At 60.0% G+C, this 17,187-nt stretch carries 12 protein-coding genes, 2 tRNA genes and 1 pseudogene; 9 read left to right on the forward strand and 6 right to left on the reverse strand.

The features are described 5' to 3' along the window. Genes ACYCTF_RS03970 through hyfB form a run of 3 tightly spaced genes read right to left on the reverse strand, consistent with a single transcriptional unit; the run spans nucleotide 1 to nucleotide 3,638 of the window. Entirely contained in the window at nucleotides 1-654 is a 654-nt protein-coding gene (locus ACYCTF_RS03970; RefSeq protein WP_461282712.1) for a formate hydrogenlyase, read from the reverse strand. 3 nt (nucleotides 655-657) lie between these two features. After that, nucleotides 658-1,605 (reverse strand): respiratory chain complex I subunit 1 family protein, encoded by a 948-nt coding sequence (locus ACYCTF_RS03975; RefSeq protein ID WP_461282713.1) that lies wholly within the window; start codon nucleotides 1,603-1,605, stop codon nucleotides 658-660. Further along, nucleotides 1,602-3,638, reverse strand: a complete 2,037-nt coding sequence (gene hyfB / locus ACYCTF_RS03980) for a hydrogenase 4 subunit B (protein ID WP_461282714.1) — start codon at nucleotides 3,636-3,638, stop codon at nucleotides 1,602-1,604. The genes ACYCTF_RS03975 and hyfB overlap by 4 nt, the downstream gene beginning before the upstream one ends. A gap of 136 nt (nucleotides 3,639-3,774) precedes the next feature. Between hyfB and ACYCTF_RS03985 the strand changes: the two genes are divergently transcribed. Then, nucleotides 3,775-4,224: a DNA-binding protein gene (locus ACYCTF_RS03985; RefSeq protein ID WP_461282715.1), complete on the forward strand. Its 450-nt coding sequence runs from the start codon at nucleotides 3,775-3,777 to the stop codon at nucleotides 4,222-4,224. Nucleotides 4,225-4,465: 241 nt separating this feature from the next. On the opposite strand, the pseudogene ACYCTF_RS03990 reads toward ACYCTF_RS03985, so the two are convergent. Next, a pseudogene (locus tag ACYCTF_RS03990) lies at nucleotides 4,466-4,931 on the reverse strand (transposase); the annotation flags it as partial. A gap of 182 nt (nucleotides 4,932-5,113) precedes the next feature. On the opposite strand from ACYCTF_RS03990, the gene ACYCTF_RS03995 reads away from it, so the two are divergent. Both ACYCTF_RS03995 and ACYCTF_RS04000 read left to right on the forward strand, forming a co-directional pair. Beyond that, complete coding sequence (locus ACYCTF_RS03995) at nucleotides 5,114-7,483, forward strand: plasma-membrane proton-efflux P-type ATPase (RefSeq protein ID WP_461284567.1); 2,370 nt, start codon at nucleotides 5,114-5,116, stop codon at nucleotides 7,481-7,483. 647 nt (nucleotides 7,484-8,130) lie between these two features. Next, entirely contained in the window at nucleotides 8,131-8,577 is a 447-nt protein-coding gene (locus ACYCTF_RS04000) for a universal stress protein (RefSeq protein WP_461282717.1), read from the forward strand. A 502-nt stretch (nucleotides 8,578-9,079) separates the two neighbouring features. On the opposite strand, the gene ACYCTF_RS04005 is transcribed toward ACYCTF_RS04000, so the two are convergent. After that, nucleotides 9,080-9,155 (reverse strand) — tRNA-Lys (locus ACYCTF_RS04005). A gap of 373 nt (nucleotides 9,156-9,528) precedes the next feature. Here ACYCTF_RS04005 and hflK point away from each other — a divergent pair. Genes hflK through ACYCTF_RS04025 form a run of 4 tightly spaced genes read left to right on the forward strand, consistent with a single transcriptional unit; the run spans nucleotide 9,529 to nucleotide 13,990 of the window. Further along, nucleotides 9,529-10,608: an FtsH protease activity modulator HflK gene (gene hflK / locus ACYCTF_RS04010; RefSeq protein ID WP_461282718.1), complete on the forward strand. Its 1,080-nt coding sequence runs from the start codon at nucleotides 9,529-9,531 to the stop codon at nucleotides 10,606-10,608. Between the two features lie 2 nt (nucleotides 10,609-10,610). Continuing rightward, nucleotides 10,611-11,474, forward strand: coding sequence for a protease modulator HflC (hflC, locus tag ACYCTF_RS04015; RefSeq protein WP_461282771.1), 864 nt, complete (start codon nucleotides 10,611-10,613; stop codon nucleotides 11,472-11,474). Between the two features lie 31 nt (nucleotides 11,475-11,505). Continuing rightward, a complete protein-coding gene (locus ACYCTF_RS04020; RefSeq protein WP_461284568.1) occupies nucleotides 11,506-12,687 on the forward strand; it encodes an ATP phosphoribosyltransferase regulatory subunit in 1,182 nt (393 codons plus the stop codon). A 7-nt stretch (nucleotides 12,688-12,694) separates the two neighbouring features. Beyond that, the gene (locus ACYCTF_RS04025) at nucleotides 12,695-13,990 is read left to right on the forward strand and encodes an adenylosuccinate synthase (RefSeq protein ID WP_461282720.1); all 1,296 of its coding nucleotides are present in this window, start codon (nucleotides 12,695-12,697) and stop codon (nucleotides 13,988-13,990) included. Nucleotides 13,991-14,013: 23 nt separating this feature from the next. Here ACYCTF_RS04025 and ACYCTF_RS04030 read toward each other — a convergent pair. Then, nucleotides 14,014-14,100 (reverse strand) — tRNA-Leu (locus ACYCTF_RS04030). Nucleotides 14,101-14,145: 45 nt separating this feature from the next. Between ACYCTF_RS04030 and rnr the strand changes: the two genes are divergently transcribed. Further along, entirely contained in the window at nucleotides 14,146-16,395 is a 2,250-nt protein-coding gene (gene rnr / locus ACYCTF_RS04035) for a ribonuclease R (protein ID WP_461282721.1), read from the forward strand. Beyond that, on the forward strand, nucleotides 16,388-17,182 hold the full coding sequence (gene rlmB, locus ACYCTF_RS04040; protein ID WP_461282722.1) for a 23S rRNA (guanosine(2251)-2'-O)-methyltransferase RlmB: 795 nt from the start codon (nucleotides 16,388-16,390) through the stop codon (nucleotides 17,180-17,182). The genes rnr and rlmB overlap by 8 nt, the downstream gene beginning before the upstream one ends. Nucleotides 17,183-17,187: the final 5 nt, after the last annotated feature.

Genomic DNA, 17,187 nt, shown 5'->3' on the forward strand with positions numbered 1-17,187 from the left:
CTAATCCTCGTGTCTGTCTAGGTAGTTCAGCTCGAGGCTGTCGAACTGCTCGCGTATGTGAAAGAAAAATACGCCGAGAATAAATACGCCGACGATGACGTCTAGTGCGATTCCGAGTTCTATGACCATGGGCATCCCGTAGGTGACGCTCGTTGCAGCGAATATCAGGCCATTTTCGAGCGCCAAAAAGCCGATCACTTGGGAAATGGCTGTTGCGCGCAGGATCATCATGAGAGAAGACAGAAGAACGCTCGCTAAAGCGATGCCCAAGGTGTTGTGGTTAATAGTGCCGGCAAGCTCCGACAGGGGGAGGGAGGCGTTAAATGCGAAGATCACAAGCCCAAGGCCTAGGAGCATTATGGTGGGGATGTAGAGGATGGTCTCGCGATCCCACTGGACTTGGAGCTTGCGAACCAAGCGGCGCAAGAGCCAGGGAACTGCGATTACCTTAAGGATGAGGTTCAGGGCCGCCGAAAAATAGAGCTTGGGTTGGTCGGTTCCATAAGCGACGACGCCTATGCTAAGGCCAAGGATGAGGCCTTGGAGGGCGTAGAGATTGATAAGATTGGCGAGACGCCTTTGGGAAAGCATGGCAAAGGCCACGAGCAGAAACAGGGCGGCCAGCATATTGATGACTTGAGCAAAGAGAGGCATGGCTCATGCCCCCAAAAGGAAATGCACAAGAAGGCCGAGCACGGCCAGCATAAAGGCTGTACCAAGGAATTCTGGAATGCGAAAAAGGCGCATTTTGGCAAGGAGCGTCTCAAGGAGCGCCAATCCGGCGCCCGCCGCTACGACTTTGATGACAAAAATGGTCAGTGCCAGAGGAAAGTGTGCCCAATGCCCGCTTCTTGCAATGCCCCAAGGAACAAACAAGGCTATACCGATCGCGATGTAGGTGAGAAGTTTAATGGCGCTGGCCCATTCGATTAATGCCAAGTAGCGGCCTGAGTATTCGAGATCGAGGGCCCCATGAATCATGGTTAATTCGAGGTGCGTGTCCGGATTGTCGACGGGAATGCGCGCATTTTCGGCTAATAACACCATGGTAAAGGCCACGGCCGCGAAGGCCATGCTTGGATAGAGGACAAGGCGTGCTGCGGTAAGGCTCATCACGATAACCGTAAGCGACGTGGAATGACTGATGAGGGCGGGTGTAAAGAGCACTATGAGTAGGGCCGGTTCTGCCAAAAAACCCACCAGCATCTCACGCCTAGCACCCATGCTGCCAAACGCTGTGCCCACGTCCATGGCGGCAAGGGCTGCAAAAATGCGAGTAAAGGCAAAGATGCCGACCAACGCGATGGCGTCTGCGACCGGCGCGAACGGAAGCCCTGTAGAGAACATGGGCACAATCGCCCCCGCAAGCGCCATACCGCTAAATAGGATATAGGGCGCGATTCGAAACAATAGCGAGGCTTCGTGTGCCATGACCGGGCTCTTGTGAAAAAGTTTGCGCAGGACACGATAAGGCTGGAGGAGTCCGGCACCGGATCTGTTGGCAAGCCAAGCGCGGCATTGGCCGATCCATCCGGCAAGCAGCGGTGCTGCGCCTATGACAAGGACAAATTGTGTGAGTTGCAGCGGTATTTCGCGGGCGTTCATGGCGCGAGCACCAGCAGAATCAGGAGGGTCACAAAGGAGTACGAAAGATAGATGGCAATGCGGCGTCGACGCAGAAGCGCCACAAGTCCCGTCATCCAGGTCACGGCCCGCGCCAGGGGTAGGTAGAGTCCGTGCCACGTGCGATCTTCGATCTCGCTTCGATAAACTGGCGTCTGATCGTCTGCTGTGGGTAAGGTACGGCGTATGCGTAGAAACGAAACAAAGATGTGACTGATGGGCTGACCAAAACCTTCCGCCGTGTCTTGCATTCTGGCGGTCAGGGATGGGTAACCGCAGTTCCAGATCGCGCTGCGGCGAATGGGTTTACGAAAAAGGATACGTACGGCCGTAAAGGTCATAAGGACAGTCAGGCCAATGGCCCCGAGAAAAACCCAAGGGACGTAGCTTGCGTGCGCGACGCCAATGGGTGCGAGCAAAAACCAGTGGCGCAGTGAGTGACCGTGAGCGCTTGCCGGGAGACCCGCTATGAGTAACGCTAAAGTCGGCTTGAATATCCGAATGACGACCGCCGGGAAAAGGCCCAAGAGCAGACAGCCCAAGGCCAAGTAGGTCAGCGCGGCCCGTTCCCAGGGATCGCCATCGATGCGGGTAGCGGGGCTTTTCTGGGGCTCACGCGCGCGTCCCAGAAAAACGATGCCATAGAATTTCACCATGACGTAAGCGGCTAGCCCGACAACGAGAGCCACGACCGCAGCTCCCAGGGGCACTGCCATACTGAGGTAGGGGTGAGGAAACGCGGTCGCACCCAAGAAGGCTTGCAGCAACAGCCATTCAGAGACAAAACCATTCAGGGGCGGGACGCCGGCGATCGCGAGCGTCCCTAAGAGCATCGTAAAGGCAACCCAGGGCATACGATGAATAAGGCCGCCCAGTTTTCCGAGGTGGCGTTCACCGGTTGCGTGAAGGACGGATCCGCTGCCCAAAAATAGCAGACTCTTAAAGAAGGCGTGATTGAGGCAATGATAAAGCGTGGCGGTCAGCGCTAAGGCTGCGAGCACTGTCATATGGTAGGACAGAAAGAGGATCGTGAGCCCAACACCGGCCAGGATAAGCCCCATGTTTTCTATGGAGGAGTAGGCCAAAAGGCGCTTCATATCGCTTTGGACGGCTGAGTAGATGGCGCCAAATAAGGCCGTCATAAGACCAATCAGGAGGGTCGTTACCCCCCACCACCAGACTTGGACATGGAGCAGATCAAAAACCACCCGCAATATCCCATAGACGCCGAGCTTGAGTAAGACACCGCTGAGAAGCGCGGATATGGGGGAGGGGGCTACCGGATGGGCCTCAGGCAACCAGACATGTAACGGTATAAGCCCGATTTTTGCGCCGAACCCGAATAAGGCCAAGAAGAACACCGCGCTGGCAAGGCCAATAGGCAGAGTACTGTCTCGCATGGCGTGAAAGGTATACCCGGCCCCGATGCCGTGATGCACCGAGGTTTGCATGATAGCAAAGGCCAATAAGACGGCGAGCGCCCCCACGTGTTCGATCAGGAGGTATAGGAAGCCGGCCTTCCGCACCGCCACTTCCTGATGGTCGGTTACCACCAAGAAGTAGGAGGAAAGTGCCATCGTTTCCCATGCCACCATAAAAACATAGGCGTCATCCGCCAAAAAAAGGAGGGCGATACTGGCCAATAGAATGTGGTACTGAAGGGCCATGCGCGCCGCCGCGGGATAGCGGGCGTGTTTGAGATAGCCGGTCGTATAGAGGGAGATGGAAAAAGTGGTGGCACCAAAAAGTATAATGAAGATCGCAGAAAGCGCGTCCAGCCGTAAATGAAAAGGAAGCCCAGGGAGGCCAAGGGGGAGCACACAAACTTGCGGTGCCCTCGTTATCGCCAGAAAACCGGCCACACACAGGGCCAGACTCCCCAAGGAACCGACAAAAAAGAGTGAGCGAATAAGTTCTGGATAGCGAGAAACCGCGACGCTTGCCAAAGCGAGCGTGAGCCACAGCACCAGGGTCCCTAGGACAATTTCCAGCGGTAGCCCGAGCGATCCACTCATCAACGCATCCGCCTCAAAGCCAACGCCCGCCTGTTTTAACGAGTTCTAGGATATTACGCTATATAATGTAATATATCATAATCTTCCTATTCACGAGTGTCACGTTATGCCACGTACTGGGGTTACGAGAAGTCAGGTGTTCGAGGTTGCTGATCGTTTGGCTCAAAGTGGCTTACCTCCTACGGTGGTCACGGTTCGAGGTGATCTTGGCAAGGGGAGTTTTACTACAATCAACCAGCATCTCAGCGAATGGAAGGCCTTGAAGTGGCAGGCGGATGGGCAATCCACGACCATACCGCCGAGAGTTGAAGCCAAGATGAACGAATTGTTGGCGACACTTTGGACGTTCGCGTCTCATGAGGCCAACCAAAATATCGATAAGATCCGTGAAGCGGCCTTGCGGGACGTCGCGGATTTTCAAAGTCAGCTTCAAGATGCGAGCCAACAACTCGAGGCTCTTATCAAGGAGCGACAAGAGCTTCAGGCGCAATTGGCTAAGGCCCATGCGGTAACGGAGGAATTGAGTCGACAAGTCGTACAATTCGCGCAAATAGCGTCCGCACGTGACGCAAAAGACGGCGGGTGATGCGCAAGGAAGTGCAGTGCCGCCATGTGAGCGCCGCGTCTGATGTGCGCGCAAGAGCGCACTGCGCAGCCATGTTGGCGCAGGCGTCGGCGGGATGGCATCGCGAGGGGGCCGTTAAGTCTCGCGTTACCCATCATCCGTGTCTGTCAGCTGAGAGATCGGGATAGTGGGTAATCGGCCGTCCAAAATTGATCGGGTGCGCGGCAACCCTCGTCCCTTGGGGGTGGTTGTGTCCGTCACGTTATGCACATTCCTTTTTGGTGTGAGGGAGGACTTCATGACGCTGCCGCCCCCGCCGTTGCCGGCGCTGCTCCTCAAGGAGCTTCCTGTTGAGGTAGCGGGTGTCCCAAAGCCTAAGTCTGATGGGTTTCTGCGCAGAGGGCCCGTATCAAGTAGAGACAGGATTCGGTGTTCGGGAAGATTCGCGCGAGCCAAGTACGGCGTTTGATGTCCTCGTTTTCGCGCTCGAACCTACCTGTCGACATCATGTGCTTGTGGTGGGTCCGGGGCAGCCGGCAGAAGGTCGGAGTCTCGCCGCTGTTGCCATCGACCCATTGGTTAAGATTTGGGTACTGACATTGTGTAAGCCACGCGGCGAGATCGCGCTCAGCCTCTGTCAGATCGCGAAGGTCTACAGCCAGCGCAGTCCCTGCCGGCAGTCGTCATCGGCCTTGCGGGGGATAGTCCAGCGCATTACGTAGGAAGTGCCCGCGCAGCGCGCCACGGGAAGGCATTGCCGCCTCTCAAACATTGAAGCCTCTTCAAAAACCAGAGCGGTTCAGTTTCTGGCAGGCACCGAGACCTGAAGCACCCGTACAAATCTCACTGAAGAGCCGAAAAGTGTCCCATGATCTAGCGCCAGGCCGATCAAAAAACGAGTAAGATATCTTTGACCGAGCGCACAAGAAACGCACCGCTGTTCCTCGTGCCGCCGTACATTAAGCACGGTCGTGCAAGCAGGGGGCGTATGGTTGTAGAGAAAGGCTTAAGTAGCGTCGAGGCGCAGCGGCGTCTGGACAAATACGGGCCCAACGCCATTGTAGAAGTACCACAGAAAATGTGGTGGCTATTTCTGCGCAAGCTCTGGGATCCCGTGCCATGGATGCTGGAAATCACGTTGATTCTCGAGATGGCTCTCGGCAAGTGGGTGGAGGCCTTGATCATCGGTTCGCTGCTGCTTTTCAACGCCGCCCTCGCATTCCGCCAGGAACATAAGGCCCAGAACGCATTGCACGCGCTAAAGAGGCGCCTCCATGTTAAAGCGCGCGTATATCGCGATGGGCAGTGGCGCAGCATTGCGGCTCATGACATTGTGCCCGGCGATCTGGCTCATGTCCGTGTCGGGGACATTGTGCCGGCGGACATGGTTCTGACGGACGGTCACGTGCTTGTGGATCAATCCGCGCTGACTGGGGAATCCATGCCGGTCGACCGGACTGTGACCTCTGCGGTGTATTCCGCTTCGATCATTCGTCGGGGCGAAGCCAGCGGGACAATAACTGCAACGGGCGCACTAAGCTATTTTGGCAAGACCGCAGAACTGGTTCGGAACGCGGGGTCGAAAAGCCACCTCGAAGAACTTGTGTTAGGCATCGTGCGCTATCTCGTGATCATGGATGGGTTTCTGGTAGCCGCCATTTTGATCTACGCGACGATCGAGCACATACCTCTAGCAGAAATTCTCCCTTTTGCGCTTATTCTTTTTGTGGCCTCAGTACCAGTTGCCCTTCCCGCGACGTTTACCTTGGCGACCGCTATGGCCTCCCTAGGCCTCGCGCAGCGAGGTGTTCTGGTAACGCGTCTCGCTGCTATAGAGGAAGCTGCGGCCATGAGCGATCTTTGCACCGATAAAACGGGGACCCTGACCCAGAATAGGCTCAGCTTGGTGGCGAGTAGTCCGATGGGCGGCGCGACCGCGGTTGAGCTTTTGTCCATGGCAGCGGTTGCCAGCGATGATGCAACGCAGGACCCTATTGATCTGACCATACTGGGCGCGGCGCAGGACCAAAACGTAACGATACCGCAACGGCTCGTTTTTACACCGTTTGATCCAGCCACAAAACGCTCCGAGGCCTCGTTACGGGTAGAGGGGGCGCCGTGGGTGGCCATGAAAGGCGCGCCTCAGGTCATCGCCGCGCTGACCAACACAGGGAATTGGGGGCGAGTGGCTGAAGACCTAGCGTCCCAGGGCGCGCGAGTCCTGGCGGTAGCGGCCGGGCCTGTGGGAGCGCCGCGTTTTCTTGGTCTCTTGGCGTTGGCGGACCCTATCCGCCCTGATGCACCACAGACCTTGCAGGCGCTCCATGGGTTTGGTGTGCGCGTGCGGATGGTGACTGGGGATAATGTAGCCACCGCAAAGACTGTCGCCACAACGCTAGGATTGGCAGGTGCTATCTGTGACCGATCCGATGTTGGCAGAGACTGCTCGGTCTACGCGGGAGTGTTCCCGGAAGATAAATTTCATTTGGTACAGCGCCTCCAGCAGCAACACAAAGTCGTCGGTATGACCGGGGATGGCGTAAATGATGCGCCCGCCTTAAAACAAGCGGAGGTGGGGATTGCGGTGGAGAGCGCCACCGATGTCGCTAAAGCGGCGGCGAGCCTGGTTTTGACGAATCCCGGCCTCGCCGGGGTCGCAGACGCCGTAGAGACTGGTCGGCGAGTCTACCAGAGGCTGCTGACATATACCCTTAATAAGATCATAAAAACCTTCCAAGTGGCGTTGTTCTTGAGTTTCGGGCTATTGGTCTTTCGGCGCTTCGTTATCACCCCGATTCTTGTCCTCTTACTTCTCTTTGCCAACGATTTTGTCACGATGTCTCTGGCTCGTGATCATGTACGGCCTTCGCGCGCGCCGGATCGGTGGGATGTCCGTGCGCTCATATTTTCTTCGCTTGTGGTGGCAATGGCGTGGATCGCTTATATTTTTGGTGTTTACTTGGTCGGGCGCACAATGGGCTTGTCACTACATGCCGTGCAGACCCTGGATTTCCTGGGTCTTGTATTCTCGGGCCTCGCGAATGTCCTGCTCGTGCGCGAACGCGGCCATATATGGAGCTCCCGTCCAGGAGCATTGCTACTCTGGGCGATTATGGGGGATATCGTTATAGTCAGCCTTCTGGCACAAAACCGCCTCTTGATGGCACGAATCCCGCTGACCGTAACCGCTGGATTACTCTTTGCAACGATCCTATATACTTTAATATTGGATCAGATGAAGGTACCTCTGTTGCGGCGACTTTCAAATGCCGAGACCTAACGATCACGGTGGCCTTCGCGGCGTAGGTACGTTGGTTCACCACGAGGCAGGTGAGGGGAGTTTGGGTGCGTGATGCCTTGAAGGCAGGTTCAGGAATAGACGTAGTGACGGCGGACAGCGGTCGGCACAGACTGGAACGAGAGATGCGCTATGGTAGCCGTCGCCCCGCAACATGGTTTGGGGGGGGTAAGATAAGTTGGTGATACGTGGTGAATTCGTGGGTATATCTATGGGTGGCGCGGCGGAGTTTCGTGTGGCTTGGGGAAAGGATAGAGAATAGACATCGATCAAGCGTGGCCACATACAGGCTCGTATCATGTTGTCGCATGGGGCGGTCGCGGTGTTCGATATGTGTGGGCCGAGCACTAACTTGTGGGAGGACACGCCAACGGGCAGAGTGGCGTTCGGCGACGGGCAACAGGGAATGGGCTCAGGTGGGGCCGTATGGGGGTAATGCGCTATTGTGTAGGATGGGTGACAAAGAGGGATTGGGGGCTAGTATTTCTACGTGCGAGGCAGAATGTGCGGGCGTGACACTCTCGCGGACGCGTATGGCCGCAACAGATATTCTAAATATGGTTCGCGAAGACTGGGGCGGGCGCATATCCTGACGAAATGCGTCGCTTTATGCAAAAGAGGAATCGAACGTGTATAAAAATATCTTGGTGGCGATCGACGGCAGTAATACCTCCACATTGGCGCTTCGGGAGGCCATTAACGTGGCCAAGGAACAGTCAGCGCGATTGCGGCTCGTTCATGTGATCGATATGTCCCCGTTTACCACGGCAGATACTGGCCTCATAGACGATGCCAAACTGGAAGAGGTCCTATTCAAAGCAGGGCAGACCATCATGGATGAGGCGGTGAGTGAGGCCCAGAAGGCCGGTCTCGAGGTCGAGACGGTATTACCTCAGAACCTCAATCATCGTATTGGCACGGTTATCGTGGATGAGGCGAACCGCTGGGGAGCGGATCTCATCGTGATAGGTACTCATGGTCGACGTGGTATACAGCATTTCGTTTTAGGCAGCGTGGCCGAGCAAGTGGCTCGCGCTGCAACTCATCCTGTGCTGTTAATTCCGAGTCGGCGATAGGCTTGCTCGATGGATCCGCGCGTCTGTTGCTAGCGCCGATCGGAGAAGATACGAAGATGCCGAAATCGCTCGGTTCACTCCCGACAGGGAAGGCCGATGGAGTCTTCTGGCACGCTCCTGCGGCACAAGCGACCGTCAAGGGCACCCCCTGCAGGTGAGTCCGCCTATCAACCGCGCACGGATAAACCCGTTTATAGGCACAAAAACGCGCGGGTTGCTAGCGGCAATTATTGAGTTCCCGGTATTCTGCAAGGTCGTGGGTTTCGATTCGATTCCGGCCCCGGCCTTTAATCTCCGAGTCGTCTCACAGGAATGCGGGATATTAGGAGCGCTTGCGGACAACGCGGCCTCATCCGCAGGTGCTGGCGAGCCAGCTCCGCAGTGCGAAATCTATGCGTACGACGTGAGCGGGCGCTCATGGGAACATCAAATCTGTGCCGATGCCGGAGGCGTACTGCGCCGCACGGATGGGGGCGCCGATTTCAAGCATCGAGGGGAGTAGTGGTGGGCCGTCCAGGGCTCGAACCTGGGACCACCTGATTAAGAGTCAGCTGCTCTACCAACTGAGCTAACGGCCCGTATGCCCCGCGAAGTATAAAGCCTTTTCAGAAGACGGCAAGCCCAGCCAAAAAAAACGGTTGCCTCGGGTGCGATCGAGTGTCGACCGAGGCCCTTTAGGAAACGCGGACATGCGGGTAACCCGTGAGCCTACATCTTCCCGCCGTGCTAGGCTGCGTTCCGAATTGTGCGCCGCCAGATCGGCCCGATTGTGGGTACCGATGGCGGCGGAGGGTCGCCTGATCGGGGCTCGACCCGGACCAGTTTTTGAGGCTAGCCGACTCGTTTCGCAGGCGCCTCCGGCAGCCCGGATTGAGGGGCGTTGTTGCCGCGCCGTCGCGGGGCGCCTAGAATAGCGCGTTTGCCGATACGGTCGAGCGGGGAAACCTATACGTGGGATGGAACGATCCGGGGAGAGGCCAGGATCCGTGGGGACGTAAGAGCGGCGCCGGGCCTTTTGACCTTGATGCCATCATCCAGCGCCTATGGCGCAGGCTGCGCCGACACAGGGGCGCACCGCCCCGTTGGGTTTTTGGCGTCACGGGCTTTGCTGCCATAGCTGGGTGGCTGGTCACGGGCTTCTATAGCGTGCCACAAGGAGACCGGGCGGTCTTGTTGGAGATGGGGCGCGCCACCCGGGTGGTCCGCCCTGGCGCCCACTGGCGTTGGCCGATGCCGCTTGCGAGCGACCGGGTCGTGAGTATTCGGCAGGTTCATGTGGTGGCGGTGGGCTACCGGCCGATGTCGAAGCTCTATGAAGGGGAGCCCGCGCCCGCCGAAGCGGCCATGTTGACCGGCGACCAGGGCGTGGTGCGTCTACAATTTGCGGTCCAGTACCGGATCGTCGATCCGCGTCGCTACCTCTTCAGTGTCGATCATCCCCGCAAGACTATCACCCGCGCCGCCGAGGCCGTGATGCGCCAGGCGGTGGCCGACAGTCCCTCGAGCGAGCTTGGCGGAAGCGAACAGCGCCCGTTGGAGGCGTCCACCAAGGCCGGTCTGCAGCACCTATTGGATCGCTACCGCGCGGGAGTCCATATCGTTGCCATCAAGATTCAAAAGGCAACGCCCCCGAAGACCGTCCTTGCGGCCATCGAGAAGGTCGTACGGGCGCGGGAGGATGTGAAGAGATACATGAGCGAGGCCCAGGCCTACAGCGACTCCATAATCCCGAAGGCGCGCAGCGATGGGGCGACTCAGATCGACCGCGCCTACGCCTATCGCGTGCGCGTGGTCGCGAAGGCCGAGGCAGATTCCGCCCGCTTCTTGGCCCTGGCTAGGATCTATGCGCGCGCGCCGTTTGTGACGCGCGAACGGCTTTTGATCGACGCTATGACGCAGGTCTATCGCAAAGCCCATAAGGTCGTGTTGTCAGGCGGCAGCCACGCGGTCATCCATATACCGATGGCACCGCCCACGCCCGTGGCCGTCGCCCCCAAGGTAGCGGAGCCTAAGGCCGGGGGGCGCCCGTGAAGATGCGTGCGTTGTGGCCCTTTGCCCTGGGGCTGGCCTTCTTGGTGGCGCTTCTTGACGCAACGCTCTACCAAGTCGATGCGGGACAAAGCGCGGTGGTAACGTCCTTTGGTCGCATCGTGCAAAGCCGGGTGGGATCGGGGATGCACGCGAAGATCCCGTTTGTCCAGGACGCCCACATCTTTGATGCGCGCCTCGTCAATCTGCGTGTAGAACCCCAGGCCTTGCTCACGAAGGGACACAAACGGGTGCTCCTCGACGCGTTCGTGGAGTACCGGATCACAAGCTTTCGGCGCTACCTCGCCACCACCGGCGGCTCGACGCACAAGGCCCAGGAGCGTATACACGAGGCGGCCGTTACGGAGTTTAGGCGATTCTTCGGCGCGCGCACGCTGGCCCAGATCCTCACGGGTCAGGATATCAAATCGTTGCAAGAAGGCCTGTCGGCGCAAGTGGCGCGTTACGGGGTTGCGATCGCCGATGTGCGAATTCAGCGCCTGGGGCTAGGCGACCGAGTCGTCGATGCGATCGAGAAACGGATGGCCGCTGATCAGCTCGCGCAAGCGGCACAGCTAGAGGCGCGTGGCATGGCGCAGGCCGCCAAGCTACGGGGGAAGGCCGACCGCAAACGTGCCAAGATCCTCGCGGCAGCCTACGAAAAGGCAGGCATCATTCGCGGGCAGGCGCAGGCCCGTGCCGGCACCCTATATGCTGGGGCCTATGGGCGTGATCCGCGCTTCTTCGTGTTTTACAAGAGTCTGCGCGCCTATGTGCGAAGCTTCGCCGATCCCCAGACGACGCTCGTTATCGGGCCGAATAGCGGATTTCTGCGTTTTTTGAAAAACCAAGGACCATACCGCAAATGACATCCTTTGGAATCCCTAGGGGAACGCGGGCGTGAGGCGCGACCACTGGCTTCTGCCCGTTGGGTTCGATGAAATTCTGCCGCCGGCCGCGCGCCATGCCGAGCAGGTACGGCGCCGTCTCCTGGATCTTCTGGACACCTGGGGCTATGACCTCGTGATGCCACCGCTCGTGGAGTATCTGGAGTCGCTGCTCACTGGTGTGGGGCGTGAGCTCGACCTGAAGACGTTCAAGCTGACCGATCAATTGACGGGGCGGCTTATGGGGCTGCGCGCCGATATAACGCCGCAAGCCGCGCGGATCGACGCCCATTACCTGCGCCGCGAGACACCGGTCCGGCTTTGCTATGTCGGGCCTGTCGTGCATACGCGGCCCGATGAGTTCGGGGGAGCCCGCGAGCCCTGGCAGATTGGCGCAGAACTCTTCGGACAATCAGGGTCGCAGGCCGATACGGAAGTCCTTCGGCTTATGTTGGCGCTTCTTGAAACGGCAGGCTTTTCCAAGCTCCATGTGGATATTGGGCACGTAGGTGTGTATCGTGCCTTGGCGCGTGAGGCGCGGATCGACGCGAGCGCCGAGCAGAAATTACGCGATGCGCTAGGCCGGCGCGCCCGCGCAGAGGTGGATACCATCCTCGCGGGCCTGAATCTGCCGGCACGACTTGAGTGCCACTTGAAGGCCTTGATCGATCTGCATGGCGGGGCCGCGGAGTTTGAGGCGGCGGAGGCCGCCCTGGCGGATGCGAACCCCGATGTGAACGCTGCGCTTGCCGACCTCAAGGCCGTTTGGCACGCGGTCGACCGGGCACACCTAGGTCTCGAGTGGCACTTCGATCTCGCCGAGCTGAGCGGCTACGGCTATCATACGGGCGTCGTGTTCTCTGCCTTCGTGGCAGGTTACGGGCAGGCGATCGCGCAGGGCGGACGCTACGACGAGATCGGACGAGCCTTCGGCCGCTCCCGTCCGGCGGTCGGATTCAGTGCGGATCTGCGGCTCCTTTTGAAGCTCAGAGACGAGCCGGCGCGCCTCCCGGGCGCCATCCTCGCGCCGTGCCGCGACGATGAGGGGTTGCGCGATGCGGTGCGCGGGTTGCGCGCGAGCGGGGCGCGGGTGGTCGAGGCTTTAAGTGATGGGGCGGAACACGGACGGGACATGGGCTGCGATCGCGAGCTCGTACTACAAGATGGCCGGTGGACGGTCGTCGTGAGGCGTTGAGAGGATTATGGCAAAGAATATCGTAGTCATCGGGACCCAGTGGGGAGATGAGGGAAAGGGCAAGATCGTCGACCTCCTGACCGACCGCGCTGCCGCGGTTGTGCGCTTCCAGGGAGGCCACAATGCTGGCCACACCCTGGTCATATCAGGACGCAAGACGATCTTGCATCTAATCCCGTCTGGAATCCTAAGACCCGATGTCACGTGCTATATCGGCAATGGCGTGGTCCTGGCCATAGCCCCTCTGTTCGAGGAGATCGAGGCCCTGGAGAAGGCCGGCGTGCCGGTGGTCGACCGGCTGAAGATCAGCGATGCCTGTCCGCTCATTCTGCCGCACCACATCGCGCTCGACGTCGCCCGTGAGCGCGCCCGCGGCGCAGCTGCGATCGGAACGACGGGACGCGGCATAGGGCCGGCCTACGAAGACAAGGTTTCGCGGCGGGGCCTAAGGCTCGGCGACATCTTCGATGAGGCGTCGTTCAAGGCCAAGCTGAAAGACGTCATGGAGTACCATAACTTCATGCTCGAGCACTTCTTCCGGGCCCCTACGGTCAGCTACGAGGATACGCTCGCCGAGGTCATGGCCTATCGCGACAGGCTCGCAAAGGTCTGCTGCGACGTTCCGGAGGCGCTCGACCGCCATCAGGCACGTGGCGAGTCGCTGCTTTTCGAGGGTGCGCAGGGCACCTTTCTTGACATCGACCACGGGACCTACCCGTTCGTGACGTCTTCGAACACCAGCGCCGGGGCGGCAGCCACCGGAACCGGTGTCGGTCCCCGGGCGCTCCATTACGTGCTCGGCATCACCAAGGCCTATGCGACCCGCGTGGGAGCGGGGCCTTTCCCGACCGAGCTCTTCGATGCCACAGGCGAACGCCTGGGCGAGCGCGGCCAGGAGTTCGGGGCGACCACGGGGCGCAAGCGCCGCTGCGGGTGGTTCGACGCAGTGGCAGTGCGCCGGGCGCGTCAAATTAATGGATTTTCCGGACTTTGCATCACCAAGCTCGACGTCCTGGACGGCTTTGACACTGTGAAGATCTGTGTGGCCTACGATCTCGATGGCGAGCGGCGGGCAACGCCCCCGGCGACGGCCGAGGCGTTGGCGCGGTGTCGGCCGGTCTATGAAGAAATGCCCGGCTGGAAGGAATCAACAGTCGGGGCACGGCATCTGGAACAGCTGCCAACGGGCGCCCGGCGTTATCTGGAGAGGCTCTGTGAACTTACGGGAACGCCCATCGAGATCATATCGACCGGCGCGGACCGCGAGGAGACGATCATCGTCCGCGATCCGTTTCAGGAATAACTGATCTAAAAGCACACCGGACTTGGTACCGAGGAGAGGACTTGAACCTCCACGGGGTTACCCCCACTAGCACCTGAAGCTAGCGCGTCTACCAATTCCGCCACCCCGGCCCGGCATGCCTTTAAGGCCGGCGACTCTACCGAGAACAGGACACGATGTCAACGCAAAACGACCCCCCATCTTTCAGCGATCCCATGGCCCAGCGCGAGGCCCAAACTTACGAGTTTCCGGTGCCAAGCCGCGAAGCGGTTATGGCCTATCTTGCCTCGCAGGACGAGCCCGTGCCGCTGCGTCAGCTGCTCGAAGACATGGGCGTGAGCGGCGAGCGCGACGTAGAATCATTCGGCCGGCGGCTGCGCGCCATGGAGCGCGACGGCCAACTTCTCAAGAATCGTCGCGGGCGCTACGGACTCGTGCAGCGCATGGACTTGATCAAGGGGCGCGTCATCGGCCATCCCGACGGATTCGGCTTTCTCGCCCGCGAGGACGGTAATGACGACCTTTTCATTCCGGCCCGCGAGATGCGCAAAGTCCTGCATGGCGACCACGTGGTGGTACATGTCGCGAGCCTCGATGCCCGTGGCCGTGGGGAATGCCTCATCGTGGAGGTCCTCGAGCGCGGCCAACGTCAGGTCGTCGGTCGCTACTGCAAGGAGCGGGGCGTGGCGTTCGTGAACGCCGACGACCGGCGGATCGGGCGGGATATCATGATCGCCGAAGATGCGGACTCGGTGGCCGCCGAACCGGGTCAAATCGTAGTCTGCGAGATCCTCGAGCAGCCGACTGCCAAGACCCCGCCCATGGGGCGCGTCGTCGAGGTGCTCGGCGACCGGGCGGCCCCCGGTATGGAGATCGCGATCGCCTTACGTAAATACGACCTCCCGCATGAGTTTTCGCAGGCGGTCCAAAACGAAGTGGCGGGGCTTGCACCGACGATAGATGCCCAGGAGGCGGCGCGCCGCGAGGATTTGCGGGATATGCCGCTCGTCACCATAGATGGCGAGGATGCGCGCGATTTCGATGACGCCGTGTACTGCGAAAAGACCCGTGGCGGGTGGCGGCTGGTGGTGGCGATCGCGGATGTCTCCTATTACGTGCAGCAGGGCACCAAGCTTGATGAGGAAGCCCAGGCGCGCGGGAATTCCGTCTATTTCCCGAAGGCCGTGATCCCCATGCTTCCGGAGGTACTGTCCAACGGTCTTTGTTCCTTGAACCCCGATGTCGACCGGCTGTGCATGGCCTGCGAGATCGAGATGGACAAGGGCGGAGCCTTCAAGGGCTACCGCTTCTTCGAGGCGGTCATGCGCTCTCGCGCCCGTCTCACCTACACGGAAGTGGCCGCGATTATCGCCGGGGAGGAAGAGGCCACCACGCGGCGGGCACCGCTCGTGCCGGCCATCAAGGCCCTGCACCGGCTTTATGAAGTATTGCATGCCGCGCGCGCGAAACGCGGATCGGTCGACTTCGAGCTCCCCGAGACACGCATCGTCTTCGATGCCAATCGCAAGATCGAGCGCATAGAACCGCTCGTTCGCAATGACGCCCATAAGCTCATCGAGGAATGCATGCTCGCCGCCAATGTCTGCGCGGCGCAATTTTTGATTGATCGCGAAGCGCCAGCACTCTTTCGGGTGCATGCGGGACCCTCGGCCCAGAAATTGAAGGACCTGCGGGTCATGCTGTTCGAGATGGGACTCGAGTTGAAGGGCGGAGACAAGCCGAGCGCCAAGGATTACGCCGCCTTGCTTGCGAAGGCGCCGCCGGGACCCGAAGGTCGGCTCCTACAGACGCTCCTTTTGCGAAGCCTGAGCCAGGCCGTGTACGGCCCCGATGACATCGGCCACTTCGCCTTGGGCTACGAACACTACACGCACTTCACGTCACCCATACGGCGCTACCCGGATCTGATCGTCCATAGGGCTATCAAGGGGGCGCTTGGGAAAGGCCCTGTGTCGCGTCCCGAAGGATCCATGAAGGCCGCAGGCGAGCATTGCTCGTTCACGGAACGGCGGGCGGACGATGCCACACGCGATGTGATCCGCTCCCTAAAGACCGAGTATATGGCCGACAAGGTCGGACAGGAGTTCGATGCGATCGTAAGCGGCGTCATGGCCTTCGGCTTGTTCGTCGAACTGGCCGATATTTATGTCGATGGTCTCGTGCACGTCTCGTCGCTCGGCCACGATTACTACCACTTCGATCCGGCCCATCACCGCATGGTTGGCGAACGGACCGGGCAGCATTATCGGCTCGGGGACCCGGTGCGCGTCCGCCTTCTGCGCGTCGACGTGGATGAGGGCAAGATCGATTTCGAACTCGTAGCGACCGCTGCGGCCACAAGCGAGAAGCCGCAGCCCAAGGGGCCTACGCGCAGCAAACGGCGCCGCAGGTCGCGTCGTGGATGACGCCATCCCCGAGGATCTGATCGCCGGGCCGCATGCCGTATCGGCGGCCCTGAAGGCCCATCCCGAAACCATAGACTGCGTATGGGTCGCGAAAGAGCGCGCGGACGATCGCGTGCACGGCATCCTTACCCTTGCGCGTAGCGCCCATGTGGTGGTGCGCCGCACCCCGCGGGCGGCCCTCGACCGACTGGCGCCAGGCCTTGCACATCAAGGTGTACTCGCCCGGCGGCGCCCCGTGGAGCGCCCGCGGGAAGAAGACCTGGCGGCTCACCTCCAGGGCTTGGAGCGGCCTCTGGTGCTGGTCTTGGACGGCGTTCAGGATCCGCACAACCTCGGCGCTTGTCTGCGTAGCGCCGAGGCGGCCGGGGTCGATCTCGTCATCGTTCCCCGGCATGCGCGCGCGCCCTTGTCGGCGGTGGCGTCGCGCGCCGCCTGCGGCGCGGCGGAGCGCATACCGCTTTACGAGGTGGCAAACCTGGCACGCGCACTGCGTGTCCTGAAGGATGCGGGGCTCTGGTTGATCGGTGCCACCGCCGATGCAGATCAGTCGCTGCACACATGCGTGCTGCCGACCCCGACAGCCTGGGTCTTGGGTGGGGAAGGGTCGGGTTTGCGGCGGCTCACGCGCGAGGCCTGCGATCTCCTCGTCCGTATCCCCATGTGCGGGCAGGCCGAAAGCCTGAACGTGTCGGTGGCGACCGGCCTTTGCCTCTTCGAGAGCGTGCGCGCACGCTCGATCAAGGCGCCAAGCTCACCGGAAATTGCGTTGACCCCCATAAATCTCTAGAATGG

This window comes from Acidiferrobacter sp., from assembly GCF_054609335.1.

Excerpts from the sequence above, each read along its gene's own strand:
- ACYCTF_RS03970 (WP_461282712.1), bottom strand. The coding sequence starts at position 654 with ATGCCTCTCTTTGCTCAAGTCATCAATATGCTGGCCGCCCTGTTTCTG.
- ACYCTF_RS03975 (WP_461282713.1), bottom strand. The coding sequence starts at position 1,605 with ATGAACGCCCGCGAAATACCGCTGCAACTCACACAATTTGTCCTTGTC.
- hyfB (WP_461282714.1), bottom strand. The coding sequence starts at position 3,638 with ATGAGTGGATCGCTCGGGCTACCGCTGGAAATTGTCCTAGGGACCCTG.
- hflC (WP_461282771.1), top strand. The coding sequence starts at position 10,611 with ATGCGTGCGTTGTGGCCCTTTGCCCTGGGGCTGGCCTTCTTGGTGGCG.
- ACYCTF_RS04025 (WP_461282720.1), top strand. The coding sequence starts at position 12,695 with ATGGCAAAGAATATCGTAGTCATCGGGACCCAGTGGGGAGATGAGGGA.
- rnr (WP_461282721.1), top strand. The coding sequence starts at position 14,146 with ATGTCAACGCAAAACGACCCCCCATCTTTCAGCGATCCCATGGCCCAG.